Below are 12,952 nucleotides of genomic sequence, written 5' to 3'. Positions count from 1 at the left end.
TCCGAAGCCGGCGGGCGGAGACGGGTTTGTCCCCCGAACGGAGTCCGGGTCTTGCAATGACGAAATCGGGAGACAAGCGGCGATGAGAGGTGACAACGACCAGCTGGCGTCCTTCTGGATGCCGTTCACGGCAAACCGGTCGTTCAAGGAGAATCCGCGCCAGCTCGTTTCGGCGAGCGGGATGTTCTACCGAAGCAGCGACGGGCGCGCGGTGCTCGACGGCACGTCGGGCCTCTGGTGCAGCAATGCGGGGCATTGCCGCCCCGAAATTACCGAAGCGATCGCGCAGGCCGCGGCGACGCTCGACTTCGCGCCGACCTTTCAGCTGGGCCATCCGCTGCCGTTCGAACTGGCGCGGAGGCTCGCCGCGTTGATGCCCGAAGGGCTCGACCGGATATTCTTCACCAACAGCGGGTCGGAATCGGTCGATACGGCGCTGAAGATCGCGCTGAATATCCAGCGGGCGAAAGGCGAGGGGACGCGCACGCGGCTGATCGGGCGCGAACGCGGCTATCATGGCACGGGCTTTGGCGGCATCAGCGTCGGCGGGCTCGTCAACAACCGCCGCGCGTTCGGCGGCGGATTGCCCGGCACCGATCATCTTCGCCACACGCACGATATCGAACGCAACGCCTTCACGCGCGGATTTCCGCAGCATGGCGCCGAACTCGCCGACGACCTCCAGCGGCTTGTCGACCTGCACGGCGCCGAAACGATCGCAGCGGTGATCGTCGAACCGATGGCAGGCTCGACCGGCGTGCTGATTCCGCCCGTCGGCTATCTGCAGCGCCTGCGGGAGATTTGCGACCGGCACGGCATCATCCTGATTTTCGACGAGGTGATCACCGCATTCGGCCGCGTCGGCGCGGCGACGGCTGCCGAAGCATGGGGCGTGACGCCAGACATCATCACCATGGCGAAGGGGCTGACGAACGCCGCGGTGCCGATGGGCGCGGTCGCGGTGAACCGCGAATTGCACGATGCGGTGATTGACAGCGTCGCTGGCGGGATCGAGCTGTTTCACGGCTACACCTATTCGGGCCACCCGCTCGCAAGCGCCGCAGGGCTCGCGACGCTCGACCTGTATGCGCGCGACGGCCTGTTGGATCGCGCGGGCGAGCTGGCAGCCTATTGGGAGGATGCCGCGCACGCGCTGAAGGGGCGGCGCCATGTCATCGATATCCGCACCATCGGGCTTGTCGCAGGCATCGAGCTCGAACCGCGGCCCGGCGCTCCGACTGCGCGGGCGATGGAATTATTCCATGCCTGTTTCGACGACGGCCTGCTCGTGCGTGCGACCGGCGACATCATCGCATTGTCGCCCCCGCTGATCGTCGAAAAGTCGCAGATCGACGAAATGTTCGGACGGATAGCCGGGTTGCTGGCCGCGATCGACTAGGTAGCGAGCGGGAAGGTCACCGACACGCGCGTGCCCTTGCCAAGTTCGCTCTCGATATCGAGCTGCCCCTGGTGGCGTTCGCTGATGTGCTTGACGATCGCAAGGCCGAGGCCGGTGCCCCCGACCGAGCGGCTGCGCGCCTCGTCGACGCGATAGAAGCGTTCGGTGAGCCGGGGCAGGTGATCGGGGGCGATGCCGTCGCCTTCGTCGCTGACCGCCAGCCGGACCCGGCGCCCCTCGCGCGTCAGTTCGACCGTGACCGGCGTGCCTGTATGCCCGTATTTCAACGCGTTCGAGATGATGTTGTGTGCGAGCTGGCCCAGTTGCGCTTGATCGCCCAGCATCGGTAGCGGTTCTTCGCCCAGCTTTGCGACGATGTCTTTCGCGCGCGCCTGTTCGCTGTCGCAAAGCTGCGCGATGCTGGTTCCGACGATCCCCGCGAGATCGACCGGGGTGGTGGGGCGGCGAAAGCGGTCCGCCTCGACACGCGAGATCGAGAGGAGGTCGATTACCAGTTGCTGCATCCGTCCCGCCTCGCCGTGGATGATCGAGAGGAACCGGCTGCGCGTCGCCATATCGGTTTCGCCATTCATGTCCTGCAGCGTTTCGACATAGCCGAGGATCGCGGCGAGCGGCGTGCGCAGTTCGTGGCTGGCGTTGGCGACGAAATCCGACCGCATCCGGTCGGCCGCATCGATCGCCGAGCGATCGGAGAGGAAGATGATATATTCGCGGCCGGACAAGGCCGCGATCCGCATCGTCCAGCGCGCACCGGGACGCGGGAAGTCGATCAGGTTCACCATTTCGAGCGGCGCGCCATCGTCGATGCGCGATAGCCAGTCGGTCGCGGCGGGATGCCGGATCGCGGTGCGGACGTCGGCGCCGACGATGTGCCGGCCGAGCAGACGGATCGCCGCGTCGTTGGCGATGGTGACGATATTGTCGGCGATGCCGAGCAGCGGCTCCTTTTCCTGGTCGACCCAATGTGCGAAATCGGGATGGCGCAGCAGCGAGATGGCCGGGGGAAGCACGGGCTCCGCCGCACTGGTCCGGGGCGCGTCGGGAAGCGGAACCGGAAGCGCGCTGTAAACCGTCGCGGCGGCAATGAAACCTGCCAGCGCCATGATCGCGATCGACAGCGGATCGCCGCCCGTCAATGTCGCGAAGATCGCCGCGATGGCGACCAGCGTCACCGCGATAACGAGGCTGGAAAGGCGGTCGAACATCGCGGGGATGCGTCGCACGAAGCGGACCGGATTCGCAAGGCTGTTTACGGTGATTAACCTCTGCGTGGCGAATGTCCCAAAGCGGGAAGCGGCAAAGGGGGCGCGGTCTTTTGCTTTTCCTTGGCGGTCCATTGGGTTATGCGCATCCCATGGAAAAGAGCGACATTCCCGCCGGTGAGGCGGCGGAAACGGAAGAAGCCATCCCCTCGCGGCGCAAGATGCTGGCGCTCGGCGCGGTCGGGGTGTCGGCGGCGCTGACGATCCGCCCCGCTTTCGCGCAGACGGCCGTGTCGGTGATGAACTGCCAGATTCCGGTTCCGGCGCCGACCGCGGCGGGCAAGTTCATCGATCCCCAGGGCAAGCTGGTTCCCGCGGGGACGAAGGGCGCTTTTCCGGGGGCACCGCGCCCCTTTACCGGCGAAGAAGTGAAGCGGGCGTTTCGCGGGCAGACGCTGCCCGGCGCGACCTACAACCAGTCGCAGGCCTATCTTCAATATATCCGGCGCTTGCAGGCGGGGCAGAGCGGCTTTACCTGTTTCGCATCGATCACGACGTCGCGCTGAACTCGCTCCTTTGATGCGGATGGCGGTTCGGCCGCGTCGGCATGCAAAGGAAAATTCGTGAAACTAGCTTCGCTCAAACAGGGTCGCGACGGCCGTCTCGTCGTCGTTTCGGACGATCTGGCGTGGTACGCCGATGCGGGCCAGATCGTACCGACGTTGCAGGCCGCGCTCGACAATTGGGCTTATGCCGCGCCACGCCTCACCGCGCTGGCCGAAGACCTGAACCATGATGCGATCCCGAAAGAGCGTTTTCACGAACGCGACGCGGCCTCGCCGTTGCCGCGCGCCTATCAATGGGCCGACGGCAGCGCCTATGTGAACCATGTCGCGCTGGTGCGGCAGGCGCGCGGGGCCGAGATGCCCGAAAGTTTCTGGCACGATCCGCTGATGTACCAGGGCGGCAGCGATGCCTTTTTGGGGCCGCGCGATCCGATTCCGCTCGGCGACCCTGCATGGGGCTGCGACATGGAGGCGGAGGTGGTCGTGGTGACAGGCGACGTGCCGGCGGGGATCGATCCCGTCGCGGCGCGCGACAAAATCCTCCTTGTCGGGCTCACCAACGACGTATCGCTGCGCGGGCTGATCCCGGGCGAACTCGCCAAGGGGTTCGGCTTTTTCCAGTCGAAGCCATCGAGCGCGATGTCGCCCGTTTTCGTGACGCCCGAATCGCTCGGCGAACGCTGGAAGGACGGCAAGCTCCACGGCATCCTGTCGGTCGACCTGAATGGCGAGCCGCTCGGCCGCGCCGATGCCGGCGTCGATATGACGTTCGATTTCGGCGCGTTGATCGCCCATGCGGCGAAGACGCGCGACCTGGGCGCGGGGACGATCATCGGGTCGGGGACGGTGTCGAACCGCGGCGCCGACGGCGGTCCGGGCAAGCCGGTTGCCGCGGGCGGCGTTGGCTATTCCTGCCTGGCCGAAGTGCGCACGATCGAGACGATCGAGCAGGGCGAGGCGAAAACGCCCTTCATGAAAAAGGGCGACACCGTCCGCATCTGGATGGACGACGACCGGCACCACAGCATTTTCGGGGCGATCGAACAGACGGTCGGCTGATTTCCCGCCGACGTCGGACGCGGCACCGGCGCGGGCCGGTGCCGCTTTGACCGATTACATCGTATCGACGAGCGCGTCCTTGAGCGAACAGGCCGCGGGACCGAGGATGACGATGAACAGCACCGGCAGGATGAACAGGATCAGCGGCACCGTCATGATCGCGGGCAGGCGCGCCGCCTTTTCCTCGGCGCGCATCATGCGTTCGTTGCGGAATTCGGCCGACAGCACGCGCAGCGCCGAGGCGAGCGGCGTCCCGTATTTTTCGGTCTGGATCATTGTCGTAACGACGCCTTTCACCGATTCCAGGTTCACGCGATAGGCCAGATTTTCGAACGCCTGACGGCGTTCGGTCAGGAAGCCGAGTTCGATCGAGGTCAGCGCGAATTCCTCGCCCAGTTCGGGATAGGCGCGGCCGAGTTCCTTCGAGACGCGGGAAAAGGCGGAGTCGACCGTCAGGCCGGCTTCGGCGCAAATCACGAGCAGATCGAGCGCATCGGGAAGGCCCTTGCGTATCGCGTCGGTCCGTTTGGACCGCTTGTTTTCGACGAACAGGTCGGGCGCCTTGTAGCCGAGGATGAGCATCGCCATGGTGAAGCCTGACCGCTTGATCGGCGTCAGGGTCGGCCACATGTCGACCCAATAGATGAGGAAGGCCGCGACGCCGCCAAAGACGACGGGCAGGACCATACGGCCAAAGATGACCGCGACGGCAAGGTCTTTCGACCGGATACCCGCCTGCGCCAGCTTTTGCTGCACGTCCTTGATCTGTTCTTCCTGCAGCACCTGGAGCTTGCCGAGAACGCTGCGCATCTTGTCCGCATGCTGGTTCTTGCGGACCAGCTTGGCACGGCGCTTGGCAGTCGAGGCGGTGATACCGGCCTTGAGCTGTTCGCGGCGTTCGTTGAGCGCCTTGACGCGCTTGGTCATCGGGTTGCGGACGGTCAGCGCGTTGTAGATCGCAAACAAGACCGCGAAGACGCCGACCGCGGCGAGCGCGGTCCCGGCCCATACGACATCGATGCCGAGCAGCGTCGGGCCGCGCTGGACTCCGGTGAATGCCGAGGAAAGAAGGAGGCTGCTGTTCACTGATTCTGCCCCTTCAGATTTCGAAACTGATCATCTTCGCCATGATCCCGGCGCCGATGCTCATCCAGATCAGGCCGCCGACACCGGCGATGATGAGACGTTGTTCGTGGAAAAAGCCCGAGAGATATTCGGGGTTCATCGACCACACGACGCCAAAGACGAAAAAGGGCAGCGCGCCGACGATATAGGCCGAAGCCTTCGCTTCCGACGACATGGCGCGGATCTTCAGCTTCATCTGCGCGCGCTTGCGCAGCACGTCGGACAGGTTCGCCAAGGTTTCGGCAAGATTGCCGCCGGTCTCACGCTGGATCGCGATGGTGATGCAGAAAAACTGGAATTCGGGAGTGCCCAGCATTTCCGCCGATTCCTGAAGCGCGGCTTCCATCGTGTTGCCGATGCGGATGCGTTCGATGACGCCCTTGAATTCTTCGCCGACGGGACCCGGCAGTTCCTGGCTCACGACCTGGAAGGTCTCGGTAACCGGGAGGCCGGATTTCAGGCCGCGGACGAGCAGGTCGATCGCGTCGGGAAAGCGGGTATTGAACTGGGCGACACGTTTTTTGATCGCCCGGCCGACGATCAGATAGGGCAGGCCGAGGCTGAGCATCAGCCCGACGAGGCCCGCCATGAGCATCGGCGCGCGGACCGCCAGCATGCCGCCGGTGACAACCACGAAAAGCGCCATCGATGCGAACATATATTGGGTCAGCGTCCAGCTCTTGCCGGTTCGCCGGATCCGCTTTTCCAACTCCTCGCGGCGCGGCAGCAGGCTGGTCAGCGCGATATCGCCCTTGCCGCCGGCCGACTGGATCGTCTTGCGCATCTGCGCCGCGACGACGGCCTCGGTCGATGCCGCGTGACGATCGCGGACTGTCGCCAGCCGCCGTGTCTTCGCCTTGCCGGCCGAAGGGCCGCCAAGCAGGACGAAGAGGAGGGCAAAGGCCAGGAAGGCCCCCGCGATGATAAGGATGACTGGCAGATTCATGATCGGCTGATGTCCGCTTCTATCGCTGGAGGAGGTTGGGACCCGCCAGGGGTCGTCACGCCGCCTGTTTCGCGCCCTTCTTTGTCATCAGGCCGAGCTTGCCGAGCAGCGACCCGCCCGACTTGCCCTTTGCCGTCGCCGCCTGGGCCTCTTCGGCCTCGATGTCGGCGCCGTCGAGGATCAGCCGGGTCAGATTGCTCCACACCTGCGCCGATTTCGTGCCCTTGCAGATTTCGGCATAGGATTTGCCGAGCTTGGCCGACTGGCTCACCAGCTTCGGATCGAACGGAACGACGATGTCGATCTGACGCTCGATCGAGGATTCGAATTCCTTGCGCGACAGTTCGCCGATCGCGTTCTGGAACTTGTTCGCCACCAGCACCACGCGGGCGCCCGGGACATTCTGTTTGAACCAGGACAGGAGACGGATGGTGTCGCGCGCCGCGGCGAGCGTCACGTCGCTGACGAGCAGGATCGTTCCCACCTCCGACACGAGGTGCGGGAAGGGGATCAGCACCTGGCGGGGAAGGTCGACGATCGTCATTTCGAACGCGCCGCGCAGTTCTTCTTCCAACTGGAAAAAGGCCGAACCGTCGGTCATCACCGGCTGGTGGATCGGCGCTTCGGCCGACAGCAGGCTGAGCTTGTCCGACGCGCGCACCATCGCGCGCTCGATGAACAGGCCGTCGATGCGGCTGGGATTGTCGATCGCGTCGATCAGGCCGCGTCCGGGCTCGAGGTCGAGCGTCAGCGCGCCCGTGCCGAAGTGGACGTCGAGGTCGAGCAGCGCAGTCTGGCGCCCCGCCTGTTCGCTGATCGCCCATGCGAGCGAGGTCGACACGAGTGATGCGCCGACGCCGCCGCGCACGCCGACCACCGCCATCATGTGATGCGGCTTGTCGTCGTGCATGTCGGCATGTTTCGGCGCCGACAGCATGGCTTGCGCCATGGTCAGCGATTCGCGCACCTGTTCGAGCGACAACGGCTTGAGCAGATAATCCTGGATCCCGCTCGACAGAAGATCGCGGTACAGGCGAACGTCGTTCACCTGCCCGGCGGCGATCACGACCGTGCCGGGTTCGCAGACTTCGGCGAGCGCGTTGATGTCGTTGATCGGGTCGCCCGATTCAGACATGTCGACGAAGAGGATGTTCGGGCTGGCAGACACCGAGAGCGACTGCACCGCGTTGCGCAGGCCGCCCTTGTTGCACTTTTCGATCGGCCAACCCATCTCGTTGGCGGCCGCCCGGATCAGCTCCAGCGTATCGTCGTCGCAGACAAAGGCGTTGAAGGGATCACGCAGTCCGGCCATTTTGAAAGGGGCGTTCACTGGCTGTCCTCCTTGCTGGTCGCGGACGATTTGAGGTCGCCGGCACCGGTCTGCGGCTTTTCGCGATAGGTCTTGATCGCGCGCGTCGCGGCGGACGGGTCGGTCCGGTTGCTGCTCGCGCCCTTGATCAGGTCGTTCGGGTCGGCAACCATGGCGGCGAGGTTGCTGTTCGTCGCGCAGCCATAGTTGGACGAGGTCGAGTTGGTGATGTTGATCGCCGATTTGCTGTCCCAATTGGGGCAGCCGGGGACCGAGGCCGTCGCGCGCGTGACGACGACGCGCATATAGCCTTGCGGCACGGCGCCGGTGGTGACCGGAACATCGTCGCTCAGCAGCAGCCCGCGGCGTCCGACCATCGACCGGACCGTGGCCTGCGCCGAACCGGCGCCGTAGACCGAGGGATCCTCGATCGCGATGCGGTCGCCGTAGCGGACGCCCATGGCGTCGAGCCAGCCCTGAAGGCGCCCCTGTTCGCTGGGGGCAAGTTCGCCGTTCGAGACGGCGACATCGAATTGATAGATATTGTTGCGCACGACCGGCTGGTGCACCGATTCGAGGCTGGTATTGCTGTAGGCCGCGCCCGTGCATCCGGCGAGCGACGTGGCCAGAGCCAGGATCGTCCAAGTTGCGATTTTCTTCATCACTTTGCTCCTGAAATCCAGCGCGTCACTTGATGCTGAAGCCTGGCGATGCGTCGCCGGTGCCCCGCGGGCGATCGGCGTCGCCAACATCGGTATCGAGGCGCGGTTTCGGCCGGTCGCCGCCCGTTACGCCGTTGCTTTCCTGGTTGAGCAGGAGGCGCGCGATATCGTTCGAATTCTGATAGGCGTCGGTCGGCAGCTTGATGTCGTTCGCCGAGACCGGGTTGACGAGATAGGGCGTCACCACGATCACCAGTTCGGTCTCGCCGCGGCGGAAATTGTCCGATTTGAACAGGGTGCCAAGCAGCGGAACGTCGCCGAGGCCGGGCATCTTGTCGATGGCGCCGATCGAGCGATTGTTCATCAGGCCGGCAATCATGAAGCTTTCGCCCGAGCCGAGTTCGACGGTCGTTTCGGCGCGGCGGATCGTCAGCGCGGGGATCTGGAACCCTTCCATCTCGATCGCGCCTTCGGTCGACAGCTCCGACACTTCGGGACGAACGCGCAGGCTGATGCGGCCGTTCGACAAGACCGTCGGCGTATAGGCGAGGCTGACGCCATATTTGCGATATTCGATCGTCGTGCCGGCAAGATTGCCGGGGATCGGGATCGGGAATTCGCCGCCCGCGAGGAAGTCGGCGGTCTCGCCCGAAATCGCCGTCAGGTTCGGCTGGGCGAGTGTCACGACCATGCCCGAACGTTCGCCCATATCGAGCGAGGCGATCAGGTCGAGGCCGAAAAGGCGCCCGGCGCCCGCGATGCTGCGGATGCCGGCGGGTGTGGATATCCCGTAATTCGTCCCGAAGGTGGTGCTGTTGATCGGCTGCCCGGTGATCGGATTATAGGGCGTCGGCACCGTGTTGGGTGGGAAAATGGCGGTCGGCGCGTTGGGATAGGTGATTTCGCCGGCCGACCGGCCGCCGAAAACCCCGCCCAGAAAGCCGTTGCCGAGCGGACCGTCGCGGTCGCGCGTCAGCAGGTTGCCGCTGATTTCCTTGACGAGCGTGCGGTTCACCTCGGCGATGCGGACTTGCAGATTGACCTGCAGCGGCGTCGCGGTGCGAAGGCGCGAAAGGACTTTCGTCCCTTCGCCGACAAAGGCTTGGACCAGCAGTTCGGCTTCGGCGACGTCGTCGGGCGACTGGACCGTACCGGTGAGCAGCACGAAGCCGTTCATCGTGTTGGCCGAGATGCTCGCCTCGGGCATCGCCAGCGAGAGCATCTGGTCGATCGTCTCGATATTGTTGCCAACGCGGGCGACCGTCGAATAGACGACCCGGCCGCTGGCGTCGGTGGCATAGATGCTGGTTTCGCCCGGCGTCTTGCCAAAGATATAGAGCTGGCGACCCGAACGGACCTGCACATCGGCCACCTTGTCGTCGGCGACGAACACGTCCGACATCGACGCCGGAAGGCTGATGAGGCGGCCGCGGCCGACCGACAGGTCGATGCTGCTGCTGGCGTTCTGCGAGGCCTGCGCCGCAGCCTGCTGCGACGGCGCCGACACGAGCGCGGCCGCAACGAGGCCGATGGCCAGGGTGCGCGCCAGGGCGGCCGCCTTGAAATTGGCTTTGCTGTTCATCTTACTTACCCCCAACCGGCACTTCGGTAACCTTGTCGCCGCGGGTCACGCGAACGACCGGTCCGCTACCGAGTGCCGACCCATTGCCCGACGCCGACGAAATCGGCGCGCTGCTAACCAGCGGCTGCTGCCGCCCACCGCCGCCGACGCGGCCGCCAACCGGAACCCAGAAGCGCGAGACATCGCCGCCGGTGGTCGCCGATTTGGCGGTCGTCGGACGAGCCTGGGCCTGCGCCAGCATGCGGCGTTCGGCGGCAGCACCGCCCTTTTCGGGAACATTGACGTCGCCCGATGCGATGGCCGCTTCGAGTTCGCCGGTGCTTTCCGCGAGCGGGCGGAGCGCGAGCGACAATTTGCCCATGCTCTGCGCAACCGCGATGCGTTCGGCGAGTTCGGGCGTCGCTTCGAGCGTCACCGATCCGAAGGTGCGAACCGGCGTCTTACCGGTTTCGTCCTCGGCATCGTAGCGCTGGTCGGTGGCGAGCACGCGAACGTTGCGCACGATGGTTTCGGCGGTGAAAAGCTGTTCGTCCGGATAGGAGCTGCCTTCCTTGACCTCGATGGTCTGCGCAAGCAGCACGTCGACGCGGTCGCCCGGGAAGACGAAGCCGGCGACACCCTGTTCCTGGCTGACCTTGACCGTCACGGCACGCATGCCCGGGCCAAGCGCCGCCGCGAGGAAGCCGCGATCGTCGGGATGGACGAGTGCGCCCTGCGTGAGCGGCTGGCCCGCGGTGATCGGATAGCGGACGACGGTGCCGACCAACGTGTTCACGTCGGTCTTGTCCTTCATGAAATAGGCCTTTTCGACCAGTTCCTTCGGCCAGGGCTGAAACCGGAAGCTGTCGGGACCGATGATCGTGCCGACCGGCAGCTGCCGTGTCGCAACAAGGATCATCGGACCGGTGATTTCCGGTGCCGCAGCTGCACGAGCAGGCGGAGCCGATGCCCCGCGCATCATCTGGTTGACCCCGAAGGCCGCGCCGATCGCAATGACCAGCGCGCCGACGATCAGCATAATCTTTCGCGTATCCATGACGATTTTTCGCCTCCTGCACCGACCGGAAACGGCGGTGCTTGCCCTCAGGCAGAACCGATAGCCTGAAACTGGTTAAGATATTGTTGGTGAAGCGCCCACAGCCCCGCTGCGGCGATCGCAACCCCGTAGGGGACCTCGGCCGGTTTGTCCGAAGGGCGCAATTTCATCTGGATAAGCATCACCGCCGACAGGATGCCGCCGCCGATGGCCATCACCATCAGCATCGGCAGAAACAGGGAAAGCGGGATCCACAGCATCACCGCACCGATCATTTTCACGTCGCCGCCGCCCATCTCGCCGATCGCGAACAATCCGGCGAAGACCAGAAAGACGGCAAAGGCGGCGCCGAACTGGAGCGCCACCCCGGGCCACGGGGCGAGCCCGCTGGCGATCCAGAACGGAATGGCGAGCAACGCGATGGCCGCGTTGAGTTCGTTCGATATCGATCGCGACCGCAGATCGCTGATCGCCGCGGCGATCATCATCAGTCCGAGAATGGCCATCAGGCCAAGCGAGATCGTGCCGCTATCCATCGGCCCGCTTCTACGGATTATGGCTTACCAAAGGGTAACCATGTCTGCCACCCGGCCGGCATGGCTTGCATTCGCCGGGGCACCCGATATGCGGCGAGCATGATCGACAAGCCGCCCTCTGCCACCGACGTGCTGATTGTCGGCGCGGGCATTGCGGGCGCGAGCCTGGCGGCAGCACTTGCGCCCTGGCGCCGGGTGTTGCTGGTCGAAGCGGAGGAGGCGCCGGGCTATCATGCGACCGGACGCTCGGCCGCTTTCTGGCACGAAAGCTATGGCGGCACGGGGGTACAGCCGCTGTCGGCCGCGTCTTTCGAGGCGTTGAACAATCCCGCAGCCGATTTTGCCGATCGCGGCTTCCTGTCGCCGCGCACCGCGCTGACGCTGGGGCAGCGATCCGACGCCGCGGCGGTCGATGCCTTCACGGCCGAGTTCCTCGCCAAGGGGGTGGCGGTGTCGCGCGTGGGGCGCGCCGAAATCGCCGCGAAGATTCCCGGCGTTCGCGCCGAATGGACCGAAGCGGCCTTCGAGGCCGCGTGCAGCGATATCGACGTTGGCCGCCTTCATACGGCCTATCTGCGCGCCGCGCGGCGGGCCGGGGCCACATTGGCGACGCGCGCGCCACTCCGTTCCGCACGGCGGACGAGCGACGGCTGGGATGTGACGGTCGGCGAAGAACATGTCCGGGCGTCGCTGATCGTCAATGCGGCGGGGGCGTGGGCCGACGACGTCGCCGCCGCTTGCGGGGTCGCGCCGCTCGGCATCCAACCCTATCGCCGCACCGTGGTCCAGCTACGGCTCGGCGTGCCGGTCCCCGCCGACCTGCCGCTGGTCGTCCATGTCGGCGGCGAATTCTATTTCAAGGGCGAGAGCGAGGGACGCATCTGGCTCAGCCCGCACGACGAGACGCCGACGGGCCCGCACGACGCCGCGCCCGAGGAATATGACGTCGCGGTTGCAATCGACCGGCTGCAATCGGTCGTCGACTGGCGCGTCGCCGCGGTTGAGCGCAAATGGGCGGGGCTGCGCAGCTTCGCCCCCGACCGCAACCCCGTTTTCGGTGCCGATATGACCGAACCCGCCTTTATCTGGTGCGCGGGGCAGGGCGGCTTCGGTATCCAGACCTCGCCGGCGATCGCGGCGCTGCTCGCCAGCCAGATCGGTGGGTCCCAACCGGCCGGCGCGATCGGCAAGGTCGATCCGCGACCTTATAGCCCGGCGCGTTTTGCCAAGGGCTTCTAATGGGTTGCGCGCTCAGGTCGAGGGGGTAACATGATGATGTCGCGCCACCCCCGGCGCGGGCATGTCGTGTGGAGGATTTCATGGCCCACTATTTCGAGATCAAGAAGAACAAGGCCGGCGAGTTCGTCGCCTATTTCAAATATGACAGCGAAACGATCTTCTGGACCGAAGGCTATTCGAGCAAGGCTTCGGCGAAAAACGCCATTGAATCGATCCTGAAAAACGGCCCGGGCGCCGAAGTTCGCGACGAAGCCTGACAAGCGCGCGCGG

13 protein-coding genes are annotated in these 12,952 nt (G+C 65.2%); 5 read left to right on the top strand and 8 right to left on the bottom strand.

Annotation, left to right across the window (positions count from 1 at the left end; genetic code table 11):
* Positions 1-82 precede the first annotated feature (82 nt).
* The gene (locus HDC35_RS02330) at positions 83-1,399 is read left to right on the top strand and encodes an aspartate aminotransferase family protein (protein ID WP_184643268.1); all 1,317 of its coding nucleotides are present in this window, start codon (positions 83-85) and stop codon (positions 1,397-1,399) included.
* On the opposite strand, the gene HDC35_RS02325 is transcribed toward HDC35_RS02330, so the two are convergent.
* Positions 1,396-2,625, bottom strand: coding sequence for an ATP-binding protein (locus HDC35_RS02325; protein ID WP_184643265.1), 1,230 nt, complete (start codon positions 2,623-2,625; stop codon positions 1,396-1,398). The two genes, HDC35_RS02330 and HDC35_RS02325, sit on opposite strands and share 4 nt — an antisense overlap.
* Before the next feature lie 149 nt (positions 2,626-2,774).
* On the opposite strand from HDC35_RS02325, the gene HDC35_RS02320 reads away from it, so the two are divergent.
* Entirely contained in the window at positions 2,775-3,188 is a 414-nt protein-coding gene (locus HDC35_RS02320; RefSeq protein ID WP_184643264.1) for a hypothetical protein, read from the top strand.
* Between the two features lie 57 nt (positions 3,189-3,245).
* Positions 3,246-4,247 carry a fumarylacetoacetate hydrolase family protein gene (locus HDC35_RS02315; RefSeq protein WP_184643262.1) on the top strand — a complete coding sequence of 334 codons (1,002 nt, stop codon included), beginning with the start codon at positions 3,246-3,248 and terminating at the stop codon, positions 4,245-4,247.
* Positions 4,248-4,301: 54 nt separating this feature from the next.
* Here the strand turns inward: HDC35_RS02315 and HDC35_RS02310 are convergent, their stop codons facing one another.
* The 7 genes from HDC35_RS02310 to HDC35_RS02280 are packed head-to-tail and all read right to left on the bottom strand — an operon-like array spanning position 4,302 to position 11,443.
* On the bottom strand, positions 4,302-5,333 hold the full coding sequence (locus tag HDC35_RS02310; protein WP_184643260.1) for a type II secretion system F family protein: 1,032 nt from the start codon (positions 5,331-5,333) through the stop codon (positions 4,302-4,304).
* A gap of 13 nt (positions 5,334-5,346) precedes the next feature.
* Positions 5,347-6,318, bottom strand: a complete 972-nt coding sequence (locus HDC35_RS02305; RefSeq protein WP_184643258.1) for a type II secretion system F family protein — start codon at positions 6,316-6,318, stop codon at positions 5,347-5,349.
* Positions 6,319-6,373: 55 nt separating this feature from the next.
* Positions 6,374-7,648, bottom strand: a complete 1,275-nt coding sequence (locus HDC35_RS02300; RefSeq protein WP_184643256.1) for a pilus assembly protein CpaE — start codon at positions 7,646-7,648, stop codon at positions 6,374-6,376.
* A complete protein-coding gene (locus HDC35_RS02295) occupies positions 7,645-8,289 on the bottom strand; it encodes a CpaD family pilus assembly protein (RefSeq protein ID WP_184643254.1) in 645 nt (214 codons plus the stop codon). The genes HDC35_RS02300 and HDC35_RS02295 overlap by 4 nt, the downstream gene beginning before the upstream one ends.
* A gap of 25 nt (positions 8,290-8,314) precedes the next feature.
* Positions 8,315-9,871 carry a type II and III secretion system protein family protein gene (locus HDC35_RS02290; protein ID WP_184643253.1) on the bottom strand — a complete coding sequence of 519 codons (1,557 nt, stop codon included), beginning with the start codon at positions 9,869-9,871 and terminating at the stop codon, positions 8,315-8,317.
* Between the two features lies 1 nt (position 9,872).
* Positions 9,873-10,907 (bottom strand): Flp pilus assembly protein CpaB, encoded by a 1,035-nt coding sequence (cpaB, locus tag HDC35_RS02285; protein ID WP_184643251.1) that lies wholly within the window; start codon positions 10,905-10,907, stop codon positions 9,873-9,875.
* A 47-nt stretch (positions 10,908-10,954) separates the two neighbouring features.
* Entirely contained in the window at positions 10,955-11,443 is a 489-nt protein-coding gene (locus HDC35_RS02280) for a prepilin peptidase (protein ID WP_184643250.1), read from the bottom strand.
* 99 nt (positions 11,444-11,542) lie between these two features.
* Between HDC35_RS02280 and HDC35_RS02275 the strand changes: the two genes are divergently transcribed.
* Both HDC35_RS02275 and HDC35_RS02270 read left to right on the top strand, forming a co-directional pair.
* On the top strand, positions 11,543-12,682 hold the full coding sequence (locus tag HDC35_RS02275) for an FAD-binding oxidoreductase (protein WP_184643249.1): 1,140 nt from the start codon (positions 11,543-11,545) through the stop codon (positions 12,680-12,682).
* 80 nt (positions 12,683-12,762) lie between these two features.
* Positions 12,763-12,939 carry a DUF1508 domain-containing protein gene (locus HDC35_RS02270; RefSeq protein WP_184643248.1) on the top strand — a complete coding sequence of 59 codons (177 nt, stop codon included), beginning with the start codon at positions 12,763-12,765 and terminating at the stop codon, positions 12,937-12,939.
* Positions 12,940-12,952 lie beyond the last annotated feature (13 nt).

This window comes from Sphingopyxis sp. JAI128, assembly GCF_014207235.1.
Taxonomy (GTDB): Bacteria; Pseudomonadota; Alphaproteobacteria; order Sphingomonadales; family Sphingomonadaceae; genus Sphingopyxis.
The sequence above is the reverse complement of the archived record's forward strand: the minus strand, read 5'-3'. Positions and strand labels throughout refer to the sequence as shown.

Bases quoted from the DNA above. Each gene is read 5' to 3' on its own strand.
- HDC35_RS02330 (WP_184643268.1), top strand. From the start codon at position 83: ATGAGAGGTGACAACGACCAGCTGGCGTCCTTCTGGATGCCGTTCACG.
- HDC35_RS02325 (WP_184643265.1), bottom strand. From the start codon at position 2,625: ATGTTCGACCGCCTTTCCAGCCTCGTTATCGCGGTGACGCTGGTCGCC.
- HDC35_RS02320 (WP_184643264.1), top strand. From the start codon at position 2,775: ATGGAAAAGAGCGACATTCCCGCCGGTGAGGCGGCGGAAACGGAAGAA.
- HDC35_RS02305 (WP_184643258.1), bottom strand. From the start codon at position 6,318: ATGAATCTGCCAGTCATCCTTATCATCGCGGGGGCCTTCCTGGCCTTT.
- HDC35_RS02295 (WP_184643254.1), bottom strand. From the start codon at position 8,289: ATGAAGAAAATCGCAACTTGGACGATCCTGGCTCTGGCCACGTCGCTC.
- HDC35_RS02290 (WP_184643253.1), bottom strand. From the start codon at position 9,871: ATGAACAGCAAAGCCAATTTCAAGGCGGCCGCCCTGGCGCGCACCCTG.
- cpaB (WP_184643251.1), bottom strand. From the start codon at position 10,907: ATGGATACGCGAAAGATTATGCTGATCGTCGGCGCGCTGGTCATTGCG.
- HDC35_RS02280 (WP_184643250.1), bottom strand. From the start codon at position 11,443: ATGGATAGCGGCACGATCTCGCTTGGCCTGATGGCCATTCTCGGACTG.
- HDC35_RS02275 (WP_184643249.1), top strand. From the start codon at position 11,543: ATGATCGACAAGCCGCCCTCTGCCACCGACGTGCTGATTGTCGGCGCG.
- HDC35_RS02270 (WP_184643248.1), top strand. From the start codon at position 12,763: ATGGCCCACTATTTCGAGATCAAGAAGAACAAGGCCGGCGAGTTCGTC.